Raw genomic sequence first — 18,889 nt, 5'->3', positions numbered from 1 at the left:
ATGGGGAACACGGTGATCCGCCCCATGAGGGCGCCGATTGCGAGCGCGAGGACCAGGTACGCGACAGCGGAGAGGGTCATCGCAGCAGCCTCGGGCGCCGCGGCGGCGGGAACCACCACCCGGGGGTGGAGACCGGGTGGCGGTCAGTCGTCCTCGGCGGTCAGGATCCGGAACCCGAGCCGCCGGCCGTACCCGGCGCGGAAGACGAGCTGGATCCACACCCGGCCGAGCGCGTCGACGGCCGCGTAGGCGCCGTCGTCGTCGCCGGCGTGCACGGGCCGGAAGCCGGTGTCGCGGATGAGTCCCTCGACCACCGCGCTGAACGAGGACGGGCCGGCGTAGAGCAGGTCGCTCGGCACGCCGCCGAACGCGGGCTCCGCCATCTGCTCGACGCCGACACTGTTGTAGGCCCGGTAGGGCGTCGCTCCGGCGGCGCGGATCGCGCCCACGGCGCTGGGCTCGGAAGCCCCCATGCGGTTCGAGGCGTCGATCACGGGACGGTCCACGAGCGCGTCGCCGAGCCCGGCCAGCAGGTCGGGGACCTGGTCGCCCGGCACGGTGATGACCACGACGTCCGCGCGGCGGGCGGCGTTCTCATGCGCCGCGGCCACGACGCCGCCGCCCAGCTCGTCGAGGACGGCACGGATGCGGCCGGAGTCCGGATCACGGGTCCCGAGGAGCACGGCATGGCCCGCTCGCGCCCAGCCGCGGGCCAGGGTGCGGCCGACGACGCCGGCGCCGAGCACCGCGACGGTCAGCCGTCCGTCGGTCACGGCCCGATCGTCAGGACGGCCGTCACGACCGCCACCAGCAGGCCGGCGACGACGGCCATCGATGCCCAGGCACCGGGACGCAGATGCGGTCCCGTCGTCGGGTTCGTCATCCGGTCCCACCTCCCTGCCGAATTCGGGCATGACCAGGAGATCAGCACTCTCGCACCCCTCCCTGCATCCGAACCGGTGGTTCGGTCACGAATCGGTAGCGATTCGGCAAGAGCTGCCGGAGGATCGATCCGTGACGGATGCCCCGGCCCCGGTCCCCGACGCCGTGCTCCACGACCTGCGGGAGCGGCAGCGTCGGTTCCGTGCGGTTCCGGGAGTCGACGGCGGCCCCGAGCGCGGGGTCGGCTCCGCGTTCCTGACGGGGCTGGTCGACTCCTGGCTGCACGACTACGACTGGCGCGCCGCCGAGACCCGCATGCTGGCCCTGCCGTGGCGGCGGAGCGCCGACGGTCTCCGGATGATCGTGCAGGAGGGCCCTGCCGGTGCGCCGGTCGTCGTGCTGCTGCACGGCTGGCCGGACTCGTTCCTCCGGTTCGCGAAGGTCCTGCCGCTGCTCACCGACGTGACCGTGGTGGTGCCGTGCCTACCCGGCTACCCGTACAGCGACTCCGCCGGGACGTCGCGCGCCGGGATGGCCCGCCCGATCGCCACAGCCCTGGCCGGACTCGGCGCCGACCGCTACGTCGTGTCGGGGGGCGACATCGGGACGGGCGTCGCCGAGGCACTCGCCCGATCGGCACCGGAGCACGTCGCGGCGCTCCACCTCACCGACACGCCGCTCGCGCTGCTCGCCACCGTGGACCCGGCCGATCTCGGCGAGGAGGAGCGCGCGTACGCCGACAGGGTGCAGCGGTGGCGCACCGCCGAGGGTGCCTACATGGCGGAGCAGGGGACGAAGCCGAACACGCTCGCCGCCGCGCTCGGCGACTCCCCCGCCGGGCTCGCCGCGTGGCTCGTGGAGAAGCTGCAGAGCTGGAGCGACTGCGACGGCGACGTCCTCGCCGTCTTCCCGCTGGACGATCTGCTGACCTGGATCACGCTCTACTGGGTGACCGGCACGATCGGCACCTCGTTCGCGCCGTACGCCCTGCGCGAGCCGCCGGAAGCCGGCCGCGTCGCCGTCCCGACCGCCGTCTCCGTGTTCCCGAAGGACCTGCTGCCGGCGCCCAGGTCCCTCGCCGAGCGGACCTTCGACGTGCGTGCCTGGCGCGAGGAGACAGCGGGCGGCCACTTCGGCGCGTGGGAGCAGCCGGAGCGGTTCGTCGCCGGCGTCCGCGACGCGCTCCGCATCGGCGGCCTGGGATGATCCATGACATGGAGTTCGACGGCATCACCGCGATCGTCACCGGCGGAGCGAGCGGCATCGGGCAGGCGACGGCGCGGACGCTGCTCGAGCGGGGCGCCCACGTCGCGGTGCTCGACCGCAGGACCGACGGCACGCCGGAGGGCGCGATCGCGGTGACCTGCGACGTGACCGACGCGGCGCAGGTCACCGCGGCCGTCGCGGAGGCCGTCGAGCGGCTCGGCGGCCTCGATGTGCTCGTGAACAACGCGGGCATCGGAGCCGCCGGATCCGTGGCGGCGAACGACGACGCCGAATGGCACCACGTGCTCGACGTGAACGTCGTCGCGATCGCCCGCGTCACCCGAGCCGCGCTGCCCCACCTGCGACGATCGGAGCACGCCGCGGTCGTCAACACCTGCTCGGGCGCGGCCCTGATCGGCCTGCCGAACCGTGCCCTCTACAGTGCGACCAAGGGCGCGGTCGCGGCGCTCACGGTGGCGATGGCGGCGGACCACGTGCGCGAGGGCATCCGTGTCAACGCCGTCGCTCCGGGGACCGCGGACACGCCATGGGTGGGCCGCCTGCTCGACGCCGCCGAGGACCGCGAGGCCGCCGGGGCCGCGCTGCGGGCGCGCCAGCCGATCGGCCGGCTCGTCACCGCGGACGAGGTCGCCACCGCGATCGCCTACCTCGCCTCCCCGACCTCGGGCTCGACGACGGGCGTCGTGCTGCCCGTCGACGGCGGCATGTCGTCGCTGCGGATCTGAGGGACGCATCCCGTCACGAAGAGCCGAGCCGGAACCGCTCGTCGACTCCTAGGCCCGCGCCTCTCCCGGCACGAACCGGTAGCCGAGGCCCGGATCCGTGAGCAGGTGCCGGGGGTCGCCCGGCGTCAGCTCGAGCTTCTTGCGCAGCTGGGCCATGTAGAGCCGCAGGTAGCCGCTGTCGTTCGCGTGGCCAGGACCCCACACGTGGTCGAGCAGGTACTGGCGCGTCACGAGCCGATCCGGGTTCCGCACGAGCACCTCGAGGAACGCCCACTCCGTCGGCGTGAGCCGCACCGTGGTCTCGGCGCCCTCGACCAGCCGCGTCACGCGATGTCGTGCCAGGTCGACCTCGACCCCGCCGAATCGCACCACCGGCTCCTCGGTGCCGGGCACGTTCCGCCTGGTCAGGGCTCGGATCCGAGCGGTCAGCTCGTCCGCCAGGAACGGCTTCGTGACGTAGTCGTCGGCGCCGGTGTCGAGCGCGGCGACCTTGTCGTACGAGTCGGTGCGCCCGGAGACGACGAGGATCGGCACCGCACTCCAGCCGCGGATCGCGCGGATCACCTGCACACCGTTCAGCCCGGGCATGCCGAGGTCGAGCAGCACGAGGTCGGGATGCTCGTGGGCCGCGGCGTCGAGGGCCGTGCGGCCGTCGCGTGCGACGACCACCTCGTAGCCCTGCGCCCGGAGGAGGATGCGCAGGGCCGCGACGATCTGCGGGTCGTCGTCCGCGACGAGGATCTTCACGCGGCGACCGCCCGGGGCTCGGTCGCCAACGTGATCACCATCGTGAGCCCGCCGCCAGGGGTGTCCTCGGCCTCGAGCGATCCGCCCATCCCCTGCACGAACCCCTGCGAGAGCGCGAGGCCGAGGCCGACGCCGGTCGTGTTGTCCGTGTCACCCTGCCGCTGGAAGGCCTGGAAGAGGCTCGTCCTGCGGTCGGCCGGAACGCCCGGCCCGCGGTCGGCGATGCGGATCTCGACGCGGTCGGCGAACGCGGATGCGCTGATCCGGGGCGGAGCGCCGACGGGCGAGAAGCGGAGGGCGTTCGCCACGACGTTCACGATCGCCCGCTGGAGCAGGACGGCATCGGCGCGCACCGCAGGCAGGTCGGGCGGGATCCCGAGGTCGACGGCGCCGGGCGGGCAGCGCAGCTCCTCGAGCACGGGCGGCAGCAGGTCCTCGACGTCGACGGCCGCGAGCGAGACCGCGAGCGCCCCGGCCTGGAGCCGGCTCACGTCGAGCAGGTTCGTGATCAGCTCGTCGAGGTCGCCGAGGGCGCGCTCCGCGCTCGCCAGCAGCGCGGCCCGGTCGTCGTCACTCAGCCGGGTCACCGGCGAACGGAGACCCGTCACCGCGGCGGTCGCGACGGCGAGCGGGCGGCGCAGGTCGTGGCCGACTGCGGCGAGCAGCGCGCTGCGCACCCGGTCGGTCTCCTCGAGGGGCTGCAGCTCGCTCGCGCGGCTGGCGAGCGCCGCCTGCTCGAGCGCGACGTCGATCTGGCTGACGACGACCTCGAGGATCCGCCGGTCCGCTGCCGGGAGCTCCGGTCCGAACAGCTCGAGCTCGGCCCCGTCGCCCACCGGAACACGCGCGGCGTCGCCGTCGGTCTCGCCGTCCTCGGCCAGCGTGCGGCCGCCGGCACTGAGTCGCGCGCCCCGCAGGCGGAACGCCTCCCGGGTCCGCGCGACGAGGGCGTGGAGCGCGTCCTGGCCGCGGATGACGCCGCCGGCGACGCTCGCGAGCACCTCCGACTCCGTGGCGGATCGCCGCGCGGCCCGTGTCCGCCGCGCCGCCTGGTCGACCACGAGGCTGACCAGCAGCGCGTTCACCACATAGAGCACGAGCGCGACGAGGTGCACCGGCCGCGCGATCGACACCTGGTAGATCGGGCTGACGAACAGGAAGTCGAGCGTCAGGCCGGACAGCACCGCCGCGAACAGCGCAGGCAAGGCGCCGCCGACCAGGGCGACCACGACGACGAGCAGCTGGTAGGCGAGCACGTCCGCGGTGAGCGAGTCGGCGGACCGCAGCGCGACGAGCAGCAGGCTGAGCAGCGGGCCGCCCACGACGGCGAGGGCGAAGCCGCTCAGCCGCCGTCGCCGCGTGAGGGCCCCGCGACCCGCGGGCAGCGCCAGCCGTTCCCGACCGGCGGCGTCGTGGGTGACGATGTGCACGTCGATGTCGCCCGAGGCTCGGATGATCGTCGACCCGATGCCCGGGCCGGTGAGCAGCGCGAGCAGTCGGCTGCGCCGGGAGACGCCGATCACGAGCTGGGTCGCGTTCACGCCCCGCGCGAACGCGACGAGGGCCTCCGGGATGTCGGGCCCGACGATCTGGTGGTAGCTGCCGCCGAACTGCTCCACCAACGCCCGCTGCGTGACGAGGGCCTGCGGATCCGCCTCGCGCAGCCCGTCCTCGCTCGCCACATGCACGGCGAGCAGCTCACCGCCCGCGGACCTCGACGCGATGCGGGCGCCTCGGCGCAGGAGGGTCTCCCCCTCCGGCCCGCCCGTCAGAGCGACGACGACCCGTTCGCGCGCCTCCCAGCGCGCCTCGATGCCGTGGTCGGCCCGGTACTGGTTCAGGGCGCTGTCGACCTCCCCGGCGAGCCACAGCAGCGCGAGCTCGCGCAGCGCGGTGAGGTTGCCGAGGCGGAAGTAGTTGGACAGGGCAGCGTCGATGCGCGCGGCCGGGTAGACGAGGCCGTCGGCGAGCCGGTCGCGCAGCGCCCCCGGCGTGAGGTCGACGAGCTCGATCCGGTCCGCACCCCGCAGGACCGCGTCGGGGATCGTCTCGCGCTGCGCGACCCCGGTGATCTGCTCGACGACGTCGTTCAGCGACTCGATGTGCTGGATGTTGACGGTGGAGAGCACCGAGATGCCGGCGTCGAGCAGGGTCTGCACGTCCTGCCACCGCTTCGCGTGCGCGCCGCCCGGCGCGTTCGTGTGGGCGAGCTCGTCGACGAGGGCGACGTCGGGATGCCGGGCGAGCACCGCGGCGAGGTCCATCTCGTCGAGCCTCACACCCCGGTGGTCGACCGCCTTCTCGGGGATGCGCTCGAGGCCCGCGAGCAGCGCGGCGGTTCCGGCCCGGTCGTGTGTCGCGACGACCGCGACCACGACGTCGCGGCCGAGCTCCGCGAGCCGGTGCCCCTCCTCGAGCATGGCGTAGGTCTTGCCGACGCCCGGGGCGGCGCCGAGGAACACTCGCAGCCGTCCGCGTCCCATCAGCACCTCTCCACGGCCGGCGTCATCCGTTGCCCGCGGGGTCCATTTTGGCCAGCGCGGCGTTCAGCGCGAGCACATCGACCGTCGGCGCACCGAGGTACCCGAGGTCGGGACCCTGCACGAAGCCCTCGACGAGACGCGCCACCTCGGCCTGGGGCAGATGCCGGGCCCGGGCGACGGACGCGACCTGCAGCCGCGCGTAGGCGGGCGAGACGGCCGGGTCGAGACCCGACCCCGACGCCGTGAGCGCATCGGGCGGGATGGCGGCCGCGGGAACGGCGAAGGCGGCGGCGAGTGCCGACCGGCGGTCCCGGATCGCCTTTCCGAGCGCCGGATCGTCCGGTCCGAGGTTGCTGGGGCTCGACGCGGCCGCGTCGTACCCGGCGCCCGCTGCGGACGGCCGGGACTGGAACCACTGCGGCAGCACCGCGCCCTTCGGCGTGGTGAAGGACTGCCCGATCAGCGCGGAGCCGATCACCCGGCCGTCCGCGCGGACGAGGGAGCCGTTCGCCTGAGCGGGCAGAACGAGCTGCCCGACGGCCGTGACGAGCAGGGTGTAGAGGACGGTGGCGACGGTCAGCGCGGCCAGCGCGCGGATCGCGACCCACGCCTGGCGGCCGGTGCCGCGGGTGAGGACGGCGGTCATGAGGAGCCTTCCGGGTTCGGTGGTCAGAGGCCGGGGATCAGGCCGACGACGAGGTCGATGAGCTTGATCCCGACGAACGGCGCGATCACGCCGCCGAGGCCGTAGACGAGCAGGTTGGTGCGCAGCAGACGTGCGGCTCCGGTCGCCCGGAAGCGCACGCCGCGCAACGCGAGCGGGATCAGAGCCACGATGACGAGGGCGTTGAAGATCACCGCGGAGAGGATCGCCGAGTCCGGCGAGTGCAGCCGCATCACGTTCAGGGCCTCGAGGCCGGGGAAGACGCCGACGAACATCGCCGGGATGATCGCGAAGTACTTCGCGACGTCGTTCGCGATGGAGAACGTGGTGAGCGCGCCGCGGGTGATGAGCAGCTGCTTCCCGATCGTGACCACGTCGATGAGCTTCGTGGGGTCGGAGTCGAGGTCGACCATGTTCCCCGCCTCCTTCGCCGCGGAGGTGCCGGTGTTCATCGCCACGCCGACGTCGGCCTGGGCGAGGGCGGGCGCGTCGTTCGTGCCGTCCCCGGTCATCGCGACGAGGCGGCCGCCCTCCTGCTCGCGTCGGATGAGCGCGAGCTTGTCCTCGGGCGTCGCCTCAGCGAGCACGTCGTCGACGCCGGCCTCCGCCGCGATGACCCGGGCCGTGGTGGCGTTGTCGCCGGTCACCATCACCGTGCGGATGCCCATCGCGCGCAGCGCGGCGAACCGCTCCTTCAGGCCGGTCTTCACCACGTCCTTCAGGTGGACGGTGCCGAGCAGGCGGAACGCGCCGTCGGTCTCCACGGCGACCGCGAGCGGCGTGCCGCCCGTGGCGGAGATCAGCTCGACCTCGGTCGCGAGCGCGGTCCTCGCGGCCTCGGGGACGTCGCCGACCCACGCGACGACGGCGCTCGCGGCGCCCTTGCGGATGCGGGAGCCGTCCGGCAGGTCGATGCCGCTCATCCGGGTCTGCGCGGTGAACGGCACGATCTCGCCCTCGGGCTCGTCGCCGCTCCACTGCAGCGCGCGGGCGAGATCGACGACCGAGCGGCCCTCCGGCGTGGAGTCGGCGAGCGACGCCACGGCCGCGGCCGCCACCAGCTCGGTCTCCATCACGCCGGGCAGCGGCACGAACTCGACGGCCCGGCGGTTGCCGTAGGTGATCGTGCCGGTCTTGTCGAGCAGCAGGGTGCTGACGTCGCCGGCGGCCTCGACCGCGCGGCCGGACATCGCGAGCACGTTGCGCTGCACGAGCCGGTCCATCCCAGCGATCCCGATCGCGGACAGCAGCGCGCCGATCGTCGTGGGGATGAGGCAGACGAGCAGCGCGATCAGCACCGCGATCGACGGGGTCGCGTTCGCGAACCCCGCGACGGGGCCGAGGACGAGCACCACCACGACGAAGACGATGGTGAGGCTCGCGAGCAGCACGTCGAGGGCGATCTCGTTCGGCGTCTTCTGCCGCACGGCCCCCTCGACGAGCGCGATCATCCGGTCGACGAAGGTCTCACCCGGGCGGCTCGTGACGGCGACCACGATCCGGTCGGAGAGCACTCGCGTGCCACCCGTGACGGCGCTGCGGTCGCCGCCCGATTCGCGGACGACCGGCGCGGACTCGCCCGTGATGGCGGACTCGTCCACCGAGGCGATGCCCGCCACGATGTCGCCGTCGCCGGGCACGAGCTCGCCGGCCCCGACGACGACCAGGTCGCCCAGGGCGAGGTCGGCCGACGGGATGTCGGACGTCGGGGCGCGGAGCGCAGCCGGGTCGCTGCTGGCGTCGTAGGCGTCGACCCGGTGGGCGATCGTCGTGGTCCGCGTGCGGCGGAGGGATGCGGCCTGCGCCTTGCCGCGACCCTCGGCGACGGACTCGGCGAGCGTGGCGAACAGGGTCGTGAGCCACAGCCAGACGGCGATCGACCAGGTGAACAGCGCGCCGGATCCGCCGACGACCGGCAGGAAGACGGCGAGCACGGTCGTGAACGCCGCCCCGACCTCGACGAGGAACATGACGGGGTTGTGCCGCAAGGAGCGCGGATCGAGCTTCCGGAACGCGTCCGGCAGGCCGCGGAGCAGCTGGCCGCCGGTGAAGGCGCCGCCTGCCGCTCGCTCGAGCGTCGGGGTGGTGGTCATGCGTGCAGTCCTTCCGCGAGCGGACCGAGAGCGAGGACGGGGAAGTAGGTGAGGGCCGAGACGAGCACCACGGCCCCGACGACGACGACGACGAACAGGGGCGTATGGGTGGGCAGCGTGCCCTCCGTGGCCGGCCGGGGCGCCTGGGCCGCGAACCCCCCGGCGAGGGCGAGCACGAAGACGATCGGCACGAAGCGGCCGAGGAACATGACGGCGCCGAGCGACGCGTTCAGCCACGGGGTGTTCGCGGTGAGCCCGCCGAACGCGGATCCGTTGTTGTTCCCCGCCGAGACGAAGGCGTACAGCACCTCGGAGAAGCCGTGCTGCCCCGGGTTGAGGATCGAGGTGCCGGTGAGCGACCGTGTGAGGGCGGCGATCCCGAAGGAGAGGCCGAGCCCGGTGAGCACGAGCACCGGCGTCGTGAGGATGTAGAGGCTCGCGAGCTTGATCTCGCGGCCGCCGACCTGCTTGCCGAGATAGCTCGGCGTGCGGCCGATCATCAGGCCGGCGAGGAACACGGCGATGACCGCGATCACGAGCAGCCCGTACAGACCGGAGCCGACGCCGCCGGGGGCGAGCTCGCCGAGCATCATGTTCACGAGCGCCACGAAGCCGCCGAGCGGCGTGAGGCTGTCGTGCGAGGCGTCGACCGCCCCCGTCGACGTGAGCGTCGTCGAGGTGGCGAAGAGCACGCTCGACAGCACGCCGAAGCGGGTCTCCTTGCCCTCCGTCGCCGCGCCGGCCGCCTGCGTGGCCGCGCCGCCGCCCGCCGTCTCGAGCAGCGCCATCGCGGTGAGCGATGCGAGGTAGAGGGTCGCCATCGCCGCGAGCACCGCGGCGCCCTGGCGCCGGTCGCCGACCATCGTGCCGAAGGTGCGCGGCAGGCTGAACGGGATGAGCAGGAGCAGGAAGACCTCGAACAGATTCGTCCATCCGCTCGGGTTCTCGAACGGATGCGCGGAGTTGGCGTTGAAGAACCCGCCGCCGTTCGTCCCGAGCTCCTTGATCGCCTCCTGCGAGGCGACGGGGCCGCCCGGGATCACGGCCGTGCCGCCGGTCAGCGTGTGCACCGTCTGGAAACCCGAGAAGTTCTGGATCACCCCGCCGGCGAGCAGAACGACCGCCGCGACGACCGAGAGCGGCAGCAGGATCCGGAGCACGCCGCGCACGAGGTCGACCCAGAAGTTGCCGATCGTGGATGCGCGGCGCGCGGCGAGACCCCGCACGAGGGCGACCGCGACGGCGAGCCCGACGGCGGCGGAGGCGAAGTTCTGCACGGCGAGGGCGGCGAGCTGCACCGTGTAGCCCATCGTCGTCTCGGGCGAGTACGACTGCCAGTCCGTGTTCGTCACGAACGAGATCGCCGTGTTGAACGAGAGCCCCGCCGGCACGGGCGGCAGGCCGAGCGAGTAGGGCAGCAGCGCCTGCGTGCGCTGCAGGACGTAGAGCAGCAGCACGCCGACGACGGAGAAGACGAGCACCGAGCGGAGGTAGTTCCGCCAGCTCTGCTCGGCGCGCGGATCCACGCCGAGGAAACGGTAGACGAATCGCTCGACCGCGAGGTCGCGGTCCGAGGTGAAGGTGCGGGCCATGTGATCGCCGAGCGGTCGGTAGCAGACGCCGAGCAGCACCAGCAGCGTCGCCACCTCGGCGACGAGGAGCCAGGCCGCCATCAGAAGCGCTCCGGGCGCACGAGCGCCACGACCAGGTAGACGATCGCGGCGACCGCGAGCAGCACCGCGGCGACGTCGAAGACGATCACAGCCGCTCCACCGCCCGACCGATCAGGGCGACGATCGCACCGAGGGCGAGCACCCCCGTGACGCAGAGCACGTCCAGCACGCCGGCCTCCTTCGGGCCTGCCTGCCGCGCGTCTCGCGGTGGGGGCCTCCAGCAGTGCAGCGCCGATCCGGATCCGCCGACCGGCTCCTCACGGAATCCGAACGCCCGCGCGGCGCGTCCTCACGCATCCCGAACGCCCGAGGCGCTCGGGGCCGGCCCGGGCGGAAGCGCAGGAACCGCCCGTATGGCGGCGGGTCAGCCCGCGACGACCGCCAAGCCGTCGATCTCGACCAGCATCGCGGGATCCGGCAGGCCCGTGAACACCGTCGTTCGGGCCGGCAGCACGCCGCTCGGCGAGTGCTCGAGCGCGAACGCGGTGTAGACCTCGTTCATCTCGGCGAAGAAGGCCCGGTCCGTGAGGTACACCCGCAGCATGACGAGGTCGTCGAAGGAGGCGCCCCCAGCCTCGAGCACCGCGGTCACGTTCTCGAGCACGAGCCGCGTCTGTGAGCGCACGTCGCGCGGGTGCCGGTACTCACCGGTCGCCGGATCGACCGGACCCTGCCCCGACACCTGCAGCAGCGGCCCCTTCCGCACACCCTGGCTGAACGCGTGCGCCGGCGCGGGAGCGTTCGTCGTGAGCACCGCTCGCTTCGCCTCCATCGGCACCTCCTTCGGTCTCGCCAGGCTATCGAGGCCGGGATGCGATGGAATCGTCGGATGCCGCTGTTCGCGCCCCTGATCCTCGGTCCCGAGCACAAGTCCATGCCGCCGTCGGCATGGGGCCGGAGCCGGGAGGCGTACCTCGCCGGCGATCGGCGGCTCGCGGACCTCGCCACCCCGGTGCTCGCGATCGACGACGGGGCGGTGGCCGCGAACACCATGGTGATGGCGGATTGGGCTGCCGAGCGCGGGCTGCTGCTCGCCCCGCACGGCAAGACGAGCATGGCGCCGGCGCTGTGGCAGCGGCTGCTCGACGCGGGCGCGTGGGGCCTCACGCTGGCGACGCCGTGGCAGGTGCAGGTCGGCCGCGCGGCGGGCGTGTCCCGCATCCTGCTCGCGAACGAGCTCGTCGACCCGGTCGGCATCCGCTGGCTCTGCGGCGAGCTGGACGCCGATCCCCGCTTCGAGTTCCTCTGCTGGGCGGACGGCGTCGACGGCGTCCGCGCGCTGGCGGCCGCGGTCCGGGCGGCGGGGGCGCGGCGACCGGTGGACGTGCTCGTCGAGCTCGGTGGTGCGGGTGGGCGGGCGGGCACCCGGTCCCACGAGGTCGCCCTCGAGGTCGCGGCGGCGATCGAGAGCAGCGGCGTGCTCCGACTCGCGGGTGTCGGCGGGTACGAGGGCGCGCTCGCCCACGACCGCTCCCCCGAGGGCCTCGCCGCGGTGCGCGATCACCTCGAGCGGATGCGCGACCTCGCGCACGAGCTCGCCCCGCGCATCGAGCGCCCCGTGATCAGCGCAGGCGGCAGCGCCTACTTCGATCTCGTCGCCGAGGTGCTCGGCCCCGAGACCGGAACGTTCCGGGTGATCCTGCGCTCGGGTGCCTACCAGCTCCACGACAGCGGCTTCTACGCGTCGATCTCCCCCTTCGGCCGTGCCGGCGGGAACCTCCGGCTCCGCCCGGCGCTCTCCCTGTGGAGCCGGGTGCTGTCCCGGCCGGAGCCGGATCTCGCGATCCTCGACGCGGGCCGCAGGGACGCGTCGTTCGACGAGGGACTGCCGGTGCCCGAGCTCGTGCGGGACCGCCCCGACGCCGCCGGTGCGCTCGCCGGCGCCCGCGTCGAGAAGCTCAACGACCAGCACGCCTTCCTCCGGCTCGACCCGGCGCGATCGGCCGACCTCGCCGTCGGCGACGTCGTGCGGCTCGGCATCTCGCATCCCTGCACCGCGCTCGACAAATGGCGGCTCCTGCCCGTGATCGACTCGGCGGATGCGGCCGAGCCGCGGGTCGTCGGCCTCGTCGAGACGGTGTTCTGAGCCGCGCACCAGGAGTCCGCGGGGTCGGGGCCGCATCAGGCGGGCTCGATAGCATGCGGAGCCCATGGAGATCGTGATCCTCCCGGATCCCGGCGCAGTCGCCCGGTTCGGTGCCGCTGTCCTCGCCGACCTCGTGCGGAGGGAACCCGGCGCGGTCCTCGGCCTCGCGACCGGCTCCTCCCCGCTGGGCATCTACGCGGAGCTCGCCGGACTCGTCTCGGCCGGGGAGCTCGACTGCACCCGGGCGACCGGGTTCGCGCTCGACGAGTACGTGGGCATCCCCGAGGACCATCCGCAGAGCTACGCGTCGGTGATCCGCGCCGAGGTCGTCGAGCCGCTGCGCATGGATCCCGCGCGGGTCCACGTGCCGGACGGTCGCGCGGCCGACATCCCCGCCGCCTGCGCCGCGTACGAGGCCGCGATCCGGAACGCGGGCGGGGTCGCCGTGCAGATCCTCGGGATCGGCGCGAACGGGCACATCGGCTTCAACGAGCCCACGTCCTCGTTCGCGTCCCGCACCCGGATCAAGACCCTCGCGCCGCGCACACGGGCCGACAACGCCCGCTTCTTCGACGACCCCGAGGACGTGCCGACGCACTGCCTCACGCAGGGGCTCGGCACGATCATGGACGCCCGCCGGCTGCTGCTCGTCGCCCAAGGCGGGGGGAAGGCCGAGGCGATCGCCGCGACGGTGGAGGGCCCCGTCACCGCGATGGCACCGGGCTCGATCCTGCAGCACCACCCCGCGGTCACGGTGGTCGTCGACGAGGCCGCCGCATCGAAGCTGCGGCTCGCCGACTACTACCGGCACGTGTTCGAGAACAAGCCGGAGTGGCAGCGGATCGCCGTGCCGCCGGCGTCCTGAACGCCGCACGCGCGGGCACGGCCGTGGTCGCCGCGGCCGCGGTCTGCGTCGGCGTCGGCGGCTTCGACCTCGGCGCGGTCAACGTGGTGCTCCCGCACCTCGCCGCCACGTTCCAGGTGACCCCCGCCGCGGTGCAGTGGGTGTCGATCGCCTACCTGCTGCCGATCGCGGCGCTCGCCCTGCCGACCGGCCGCTGGCTCGACACGATCGGGCGTCGGCCCGCGATGCTGCTGCTCGTCGCCGGCTTCACCGTCTGCAGCGTCGTGGCCGCCCTCGCCCCGATGTTCGGCGCGCTGATCGCGGCACGGGTCGCGCAGGGCGCGTTCGGTGCCGGCCTGTTCGCGATCTGCCCGGCGCTCGCGTACGAATCCGTCCCACCCGAGCGCCGCGTGCGCACCGTCGCGATCGTCTCGACGTTCGGCGCGGCGGGCGGCATCGCCGGTCCGCCGATCGGCGCCCTCGTGACCGAGCTGGCCGGATGGCCGTGGGTGTTCCTCGTGAACGTGCCGATCCTCGGCGCCACCATGGTGGTGTTCGCGCTGGCGCTGCGGCCCGGCGCCCCGCTGACCGTTCCCGGCATCGGATTCCTCTCGGAGTCGCTGCTGCTCGGCGGCGGCGCGGCCGCGGTCCTCCTCGCCCTGACCTTCGCTGCGCGCGACGTCCGCTGGCTGCTGCTCGCGGTGGCGGCGATCCCGCTGGCGGCGACGTGGCGCCGCGCCCACCCGGACTCCCCCGTGCTCACCCTCGGCCGGGCTCCCGGCTTCCGGCGAGCGGCATCGGCGCTCGCGCTGCTCGCCGCATCCACCCTGTCGGTGCAGTACCTGCTCGCGTTCCTCGCGCAGCGCTCCCTCGGGCTGTCCGCGACCGTGACCGGCGGTGCGCTGCTGTTCGTGTCCGTCGCCGCGGTCGCGGGCTCCCTCCTCGCCGCGCGGCTCACCGCGCGCTGGCGGCAGGCACGCATCTCGGCAGCCGGGTTCCTGCTCTTCGCCTGCGGCGTGGTCGCCTCGCTCACCGTCGGCCGCGGTGCGGCGGCGCTGCTGCTCGGCCTCGTCGCGGTCGTGCTCGGATTCGGCCAGGGGCTCGCGAACACCCCGGCGACGGCGATCGGGCTCAGCTACTCGACGCCCGAGTCGATGGGCTCGACCGGCGCGGCGATCAGCTTCCTGCGGAACGTCGGGTTCACCGCCGGTCCCGCGGTCGTGACCCTGATCTGGGCCGCGGACGACTACACCGAGTCCGGCCTGCGCATCGCCCTCGGTGCCGTGGCGGTCGTGGCGGCGGTGGGATCGCTGGTCGTGGTGCGGTCGGCACCGGTTCAGCCGGCGGCGACCGGCTGAACCGCCAGCTCGACGGCCTCCCGCGCCGTCGCCACGGCTGCCGGGGCGGCGCCGAGCGCACGGAGCACGAGCGCGACCGCGCCCACGATGGGCGGTGCGGTGACGAGCTCGACGTGGGCGCGCGGCGCCTGCACGGCGAGCCCTGCCCGGATGCGGTCGAGCAGCAGCGGGTCGGCGGCGGCGAGCACGCCGCCGCCGAGCACCACCGGCACCGCGGCGTCCAGCAGCTCGAGCCGGCGCAGCGCCGTGGTCGCCATGAGCACGATCTCGTCGGCCTGGTGCACCACGTCCGCGAGCGCGAGCGGTTCGCCGGCGCGCGCGGCGCTGAAGAGCAGGGGCGAGAGCTCGGCGATGCGGCGCTGCGGGATGCGGCCGAAGTGCAGCGCCTCGGTCACCTCGGGCACCGTGGCCAGGCCGAACAGCTCCGGCACGAGCCGCGTCAGCACCGAGGCGGGCTCGCGGCCGTCCTCCGCGCGCGCCGCGTGCCAGAGGGCCTGCATGCCGAGCTGGCCGCCGCCACCCCAGTCGCCGGAGATCATCCCCAGGGCCGGGAATCGCGCCGTGCGCCCGTCCGCGGCCCTGCCGACGGCGTTGATCCCGGTGCCGCACACGACGGCGACGGCGTCGGGGCTGTCGGTGCCGGCTTCGAGCAGTGCGGAGAGGTCGTAGTCGGTGACCACGGCGTCCTCGGGCACGCCCGCCGCCCACGCCGCCTCGGCCAGGGCCCCCCGGAACGCGGCGATCTCCGCCGGCAGGTCGAGCCCGGCGAGGTAGAGCCCGAACCGGACGAGCCGGTGCGGTCCCGCCTCCTCGCGCACGCGCTCGACCGCGTCGCCGATCACGCGCATGGCCGCGGGCAGGCCGGCCACCTGCGGGTTCGAGCCGGTGCCGCGGGCGTGGGCGAGGATCGTGCCGGCCGCGTCGAGCGCCACCACGTCGGTCTTCGATCCGCCGCCGTCGACGGCGATCGCGACCTCGGGCAGGCCGGTCACCGCGCCCACGCGAGGTGCCGCGCGTTCTCGGCGAGCAGCAGATCGGTGAGGCGCTCGGCCTTGGCCCACTGCCCGACGAGCGGATGCGCGAGCATGGCCCGCAGCACGCGGTCGCGGCCGCCCTCGACGGCCGCCTCGAGCGCCAGCCGCTCGTACTCGGCCACGTGCGCGACGAGTCCGCGCATCTCGGGCGCCAGCGGCGCCGCGGGCACGGGCGTGAGTCCGGCGGTCCTCACGACGGCGGGCACCTCGATGACGTGGTCGTCCGGCAGGAAGTCGAGGGTGCCGGCGTTCCGCACGTTCACGACCTGCACGTCCCCGCGGTCGGCGGTGAGCGACGCCATGAGGTCCACGGCCGCCTCCGAGTAGAAGGCGCCGCCGCGCTCCGACAGCTCCGCCGGCTTCGTGTCGACGGCCGGATCCGCGTACTGGGCGAGCAGGCGCCGCTCGACGTCCTGCACCGCCTCGGCCCTGGTGGGCGAGCCGAGCTGCTCCTCCAGCACCTCGTCGTGCGCGTAGAAGTAACGCAGGTAGTAGGAGGGCACGGCTTCCTGCAGCGTCAGCAGGGCGCCGGGCAGGTGCACCTCGTCGGCGAGCTCGTCGAGCCGGGTGGCGAGCAGGCGCGGCAGCACGTCCTCCACGGAGCCGTCGCGGCTGACGGTGACGGACCGCTCCCAGGTGAGGTGGTTGAGGCCGACGTGGCCGAGCGCGACCGCCTCTGGGGCGACGTCGAGCATCCGCGCGAACCGGCGCTGGAAGCCGATCGCCACGTTGCAGAGCCCGACGGCGCGGTGGCCGGCCTCGAGCAGGGCGCGGGTGACGATGCCGACGGGGTTCGTGAAGTCGATGATCCACGCGTCGGGCTTCGCGTGCCGGCGCACGGCGTCGGCGATCTCGAGCACGACCGGCACGGTGCGCAGCGCCTTCGCGAAGCCGCCCGGCCCTGTCGTCTCCTGGCCGATGCAGCAGACCTCGTGCGGGAAGGTCTCGTCGCCGTGGCGCGCGGCCTGACCGCCGACGCGCAGCTGCAGCAGCACGACGTCGGCGTCGGCCACCCCCGCCACGACGTCGGCGGTGTCGTGTACGACGCCCGGATGCCCGGCGCGGGCGAACATGCGTCGCGAGACGCCGGCGACGAGCGCCAGCCGCTCGGGGTCCGGGTCGACGAGCCACAGCTCGTCGATGGGCAGCACGTCCCGCAGCCGGGAGAACCCGTCGACGAGCTCCGGGGTGTAGGTGGACCCGCCTCCGACGACCGTGACCTTCATCCCTATCCCTTCACTCCGGAGAACTTGATGCCTTCGATGAACTGCTTCTGCGCGAGGAAGAACAGCACGATGACCGGGAGCATGACGAGCACGGTCGCGGCCATCGTGAGGTTCCACTGCACCTGGTGCACGCTGTGGAACGAGGCGAGCGCCACGGACAGGGTCCAGTTCGACTGGTTCTCCCCGGTGTAGAGCAGCGGCCCGAAGTAGTCGTTCCAGGCGTTCAGGAAGCTGAACAGCGCGGCGGCGGCGACGCCGGGCTTGCCCATCGGCAGGATGACGCGGAGCAGGATCTGCAGCTCGGACGCGCCGTCCACCCGCGCGGAGTCGGAGTACGACTGCGGGATCGTGATGAGGAACTGCCGCATGAGGAAGATGCTGAAGGCGTCGCCGAAGAGGTTCGGCAGGATCAGCGGCCACAGCGTGCCGGTGAGGTGCAGGTGCGCCCACAGCACGTAGATCGGGATCGCGATGACCTGCGGCGGCAGCAGCATCGCGACGATGACGCTGTAGAACAGCAGATCGCGTCCCCGCCACCGCAGCCGGGAGAGCGCGTAGGCGACGGGCAGGCTGGAGAGCAGCATCAGCACGGTCGACAGCACCGCGTAGAGCAGCGAGTTGCCGAAGTAGGTCAGCAGCGGCGCGGCCCTGAACACGGCGATGTAGTTGTCCCAGCGCCACACCCGCGGCCAGAGGTCGGGGGTGAGGGCCTGCTGGTCGGTCATCACGGCGGTGAGCAGGATGAACACGATCGGGGCGAGGAACGCGATCGAGAACGCGACCGCGATCGCGTGCGTGCCGAGCCACGCCAGGAAACGGCTCCAGGCGACGTTCCGCGGCGCGCGGCGGCGCACCGGGACGGCGGGGCGGGCGGACGTGATCGCCACGGCTACTCCTCCTCCTCGCCGATGCCGGCGCTGCGCATCCGGTTCACGAGCACGACAGTGAAGACCCCGGAGACGATGAACAGCACGATCGCCATCGCCGACGCGTAGCCCATGTGGAACTGGTGGAACGCCTGCTCGTAGAGCCACATCGGGAAGGTCAGCGTGGAGTTGCTCGGGTAGCCGAGGTTGTTGCTCGATCCCGAGGTGTAGCTGCTCCCGGAGGCGACGGCGCCGGCGACGACGGCCTCGGTGAAGTACTGGAGCCCGGTGATGATCGAGTTGACGACGGCGAACGTGATGACGGGCGAGATCGCGGGGACCGTGATGCTGCGGAACTGCTGCCGGCCGTTGGCGCCGTCGAGCGACGCCGCCTCGTAGAGCTCGCCCGGCACGTCGAGGAGCGCCGCGAGGAAGATCACGATGATCGTGCCGGAGGTCCAGAGTCCGAGCACCGCGAGCGACGGCTTCGCCCAGTCCGGATCGTTGAACCAGAGCGGACCCTGGATGCCGAACAGGTGCAGGAACTGGTTCACCGGCCCGGTCGCCGGGTTCAGCAGGAACACGAACGCGAGGGCTGCGGCCACGGGCGGGGCGAGCGCGGGCAGATAGAAGAGGGTGCGGAAGATCCCGGCGCCCCGCTTGATCCGCACGAGGATCACGGCGGCGATCAGACCGAAGGCGACCCGGCCGACCGTGAGGGCGACCGTGAGCCAGACCGTGTTGCCGATCGAGGTCCAGAGCAGCGGATCCGAGCTGAAGAGGAAGACGTAGTTCTTCAGCCCCGCGAACGTCGGGTCGTCGATCAGGTCGAAGTTCGTGAACGAGTAGACGAGCGTGGCGAGGGCCGGGTAGACGAAGAAGAGGGTCAGCCCGATCAACCACGGCGCCGTGAAGGCGAGGATCGTGAGCCGCCGCCCGCGGCCGCGCCGCCGCCGGGCCGGCGGCCGGGCGACGGATGCG

At 73.4% G+C, this 18,889-nt stretch carries 17 protein-coding genes; 5 read left to right on the top strand and 12 right to left on the bottom strand.

The features are described from left to right. Positions 1-143 precede the first annotated feature (143 nt). On the bottom strand, positions 144-773 hold the full coding sequence (locus JWQ92_RS05270; protein WP_297343417.1) for an NAD(P)-binding domain-containing protein: 630 nt from the start codon (positions 771-773) through the stop codon (positions 144-146). Between the two features lie 241 nt (positions 774-1,014). Here JWQ92_RS05270 and JWQ92_RS05265 point away from each other — a divergent pair, with 241 nt between their 5' ends. Together JWQ92_RS05265 and JWQ92_RS05260 are read left to right on the top strand one after the other, a co-directional pair. Beyond that, a complete protein-coding gene (locus tag JWQ92_RS05265) occupies positions 1,015-2,088 on the top strand; it encodes an epoxide hydrolase family protein (RefSeq protein ID WP_297343416.1) in 1,074 nt (357 codons plus the stop codon). A gap of 8 nt (positions 2,089-2,096) precedes the next feature. Then, positions 2,097-2,834, top strand: coding sequence for an SDR family NAD(P)-dependent oxidoreductase (locus tag JWQ92_RS05260; RefSeq protein WP_297343415.1), 738 nt, complete (start codon positions 2,097-2,099; stop codon positions 2,832-2,834). A 48-nt stretch (positions 2,835-2,882) separates the two neighbouring features. Here the strand turns inward: JWQ92_RS05260 and JWQ92_RS05255 are convergent, their stop codons facing one another. The 7 genes from JWQ92_RS05255 to JWQ92_RS05225 form a co-directional block, all read right to left on the bottom strand. Further along, positions 2,883-3,581 carry a response regulator transcription factor gene (locus JWQ92_RS05255; protein WP_297343414.1) on the bottom strand — a complete coding sequence of 233 codons (699 nt, stop codon included), beginning with the start codon at positions 3,579-3,581 and terminating at the stop codon, positions 2,883-2,885. Then, entirely contained in the window at positions 3,578-6,064 is a 2,487-nt protein-coding gene (locus JWQ92_RS05250; protein WP_297343413.1) for an ATP-binding protein, read from the bottom strand. Before JWQ92_RS05250 ends, JWQ92_RS05255 begins: the two co-directional genes overlap by 4 nt. Positions 6,065-6,086: 22 nt before the next feature. Beyond that, entirely contained in the window at positions 6,087-6,710 is a 624-nt protein-coding gene (gene kdpC, locus JWQ92_RS05245; RefSeq protein WP_297343412.1) for a potassium-transporting ATPase subunit KdpC, read from the bottom strand. Between the two features lie 23 nt (positions 6,711-6,733). After that, a complete protein-coding gene (gene kdpB / locus JWQ92_RS05240) occupies positions 6,734-8,821 on the bottom strand; it encodes a potassium-transporting ATPase subunit KdpB (protein WP_297343411.1) in 2,088 nt (695 codons plus the stop codon). Further along, entirely contained in the window at positions 8,818-10,494 is a 1,677-nt protein-coding gene (gene kdpA, locus JWQ92_RS05235) for a potassium-transporting ATPase subunit KdpA (protein ID WP_297343410.1), read from the bottom strand. The genes kdpB and kdpA overlap by 4 nt, the downstream gene beginning before the upstream one ends. Continuing rightward, entirely contained in the window at positions 10,494-10,583 is a 90-nt protein-coding gene (locus JWQ92_RS05230; RefSeq protein ID WP_297343409.1) for a potassium-transporting ATPase subunit F, read from the bottom strand. Before JWQ92_RS05230 ends, kdpA begins: the two co-directional genes overlap by 1 nt. Positions 10,584-10,858: 275 nt before the next feature. Then, positions 10,859-11,266 carry a RidA family protein gene (locus JWQ92_RS05225; protein ID WP_297343408.1) on the bottom strand — a complete coding sequence of 136 codons (408 nt, stop codon included), beginning with the start codon at positions 11,264-11,266 and terminating at the stop codon, positions 10,859-10,861. Between the two features lie 57 nt (positions 11,267-11,323). Between JWQ92_RS05225 and JWQ92_RS05220 the strand changes: the two genes are divergently transcribed. The 3 genes from JWQ92_RS05220 to JWQ92_RS05210 all read left to right on the top strand — a co-directional run bounded on the left by JWQ92_RS05220 (position 11,324) and on the right by JWQ92_RS05210 (position 14,782). After that, entirely contained in the window at positions 11,324-12,580 is a 1,257-nt protein-coding gene (locus tag JWQ92_RS05220) for an amino acid deaminase (protein ID WP_297343407.1), read from the top strand. 64 nt (positions 12,581-12,644) lie between these two features. Then, positions 12,645-13,445, top strand: coding sequence for a glucosamine-6-phosphate deaminase (gene nagB, locus JWQ92_RS05215; RefSeq protein ID WP_297343406.1), 801 nt, complete (start codon positions 12,645-12,647; stop codon positions 13,443-13,445). Continuing rightward, positions 13,412-14,782, top strand: a complete 1,371-nt coding sequence (locus JWQ92_RS05210) for an MFS transporter (RefSeq protein ID WP_297343405.1) — start codon at positions 13,412-13,414, stop codon at positions 14,780-14,782. Before nagB ends, JWQ92_RS05210 begins: the two co-directional genes overlap by 34 nt. Here JWQ92_RS05210 and JWQ92_RS05205 read toward each other — a convergent pair. The 4 genes from JWQ92_RS05205 to JWQ92_RS05190 all read right to left on the bottom strand — a co-directional run. After that, entirely contained in the window at positions 14,761-15,774 is a 1,014-nt protein-coding gene (locus tag JWQ92_RS05205) for an N-acetylglucosamine kinase (RefSeq protein ID WP_297343404.1), read from the bottom strand. The two genes, JWQ92_RS05210 and JWQ92_RS05205, sit on opposite strands and share 22 nt — an antisense overlap. Beyond that, complete coding sequence (locus tag JWQ92_RS05200) at positions 15,771-17,042, bottom strand: 6-phospho-beta-glucosidase (protein ID WP_297343403.1); 1,272 nt, start codon at positions 17,040-17,042, stop codon at positions 15,771-15,773. The genes JWQ92_RS05205 and JWQ92_RS05200 overlap by 4 nt, the downstream gene beginning before the upstream one ends. A 2-nt stretch (positions 17,043-17,044) precedes the next feature. Next, complete coding sequence (locus JWQ92_RS05195; RefSeq protein WP_297343402.1) at positions 17,045-17,929, bottom strand: carbohydrate ABC transporter permease; 885 nt, start codon at positions 17,927-17,929, stop codon at positions 17,045-17,047. Positions 17,930-17,931: 2 nt separating this feature from the next. Beyond that, the coding region (locus JWQ92_RS05190) for a carbohydrate ABC transporter permease (RefSeq protein ID WP_297343401.1) at positions 17,932-18,889 on the bottom strand (958 nt) is incomplete at its 5' end.

The organism is Amnibacterium sp. (assembly GCF_025463795.1).
GTDB lineage: Bacteria > Actinomycetota > Actinomycetes > Actinomycetales > Microbacteriaceae > Amnibacterium.
The sequence above is the reverse complement of the archived record's forward strand: the minus strand, read 5'-3'. Positions and strand labels throughout refer to the sequence as shown.

Excerpts from the sequence above, each read along its gene's own strand:
- JWQ92_RS05260 (WP_297343415.1), top strand. The coding sequence starts at position 2,097 with ATGGAGTTCGACGGCATCACCGCGATCGTCACCGGCGGAGCGAGCGGC.
- JWQ92_RS05250 (WP_297343413.1), bottom strand. The coding sequence starts at position 6,064 with ATGGGACGCGGACGGCTGCGAGTGTTCCTCGGCGCCGCCCCGGGCGTC.
- kdpC (WP_297343412.1), bottom strand. The coding sequence starts at position 6,710 with ATGACCGCCGTCCTCACCCGCGGCACCGGCCGCCAGGCGTGGGTCGCG.
- kdpB (WP_297343411.1), bottom strand. The coding sequence starts at position 8,821 with ATGACCACCACCCCGACGCTCGAGCGAGCGGCAGGCGGCGCCTTCACC.
- kdpA (WP_297343410.1), bottom strand. The coding sequence starts at position 10,494 with ATGGCGGCCTGGCTCCTCGTCGCCGAGGTGGCGACGCTGCTGGTGCTG.
- JWQ92_RS05225 (WP_297343408.1), bottom strand. The coding sequence starts at position 11,266 with ATGGAGGCGAAGCGAGCGGTGCTCACGACGAACGCTCCCGCGCCGGCG.
- JWQ92_RS05220 (WP_297343407.1), top strand. The coding sequence starts at position 11,324 with ATGCCGCTGTTCGCGCCCCTGATCCTCGGTCCCGAGCACAAGTCCATG.
- nagB (WP_297343406.1), top strand. The coding sequence starts at position 12,645 with ATGGAGATCGTGATCCTCCCGGATCCCGGCGCAGTCGCCCGGTTCGGT.
- JWQ92_RS05200 (WP_297343403.1), bottom strand. The coding sequence starts at position 17,042 with ATGAAGGTCACGGTCGTCGGAGGCGGGTCCACCTACACCCCGGAGCTC.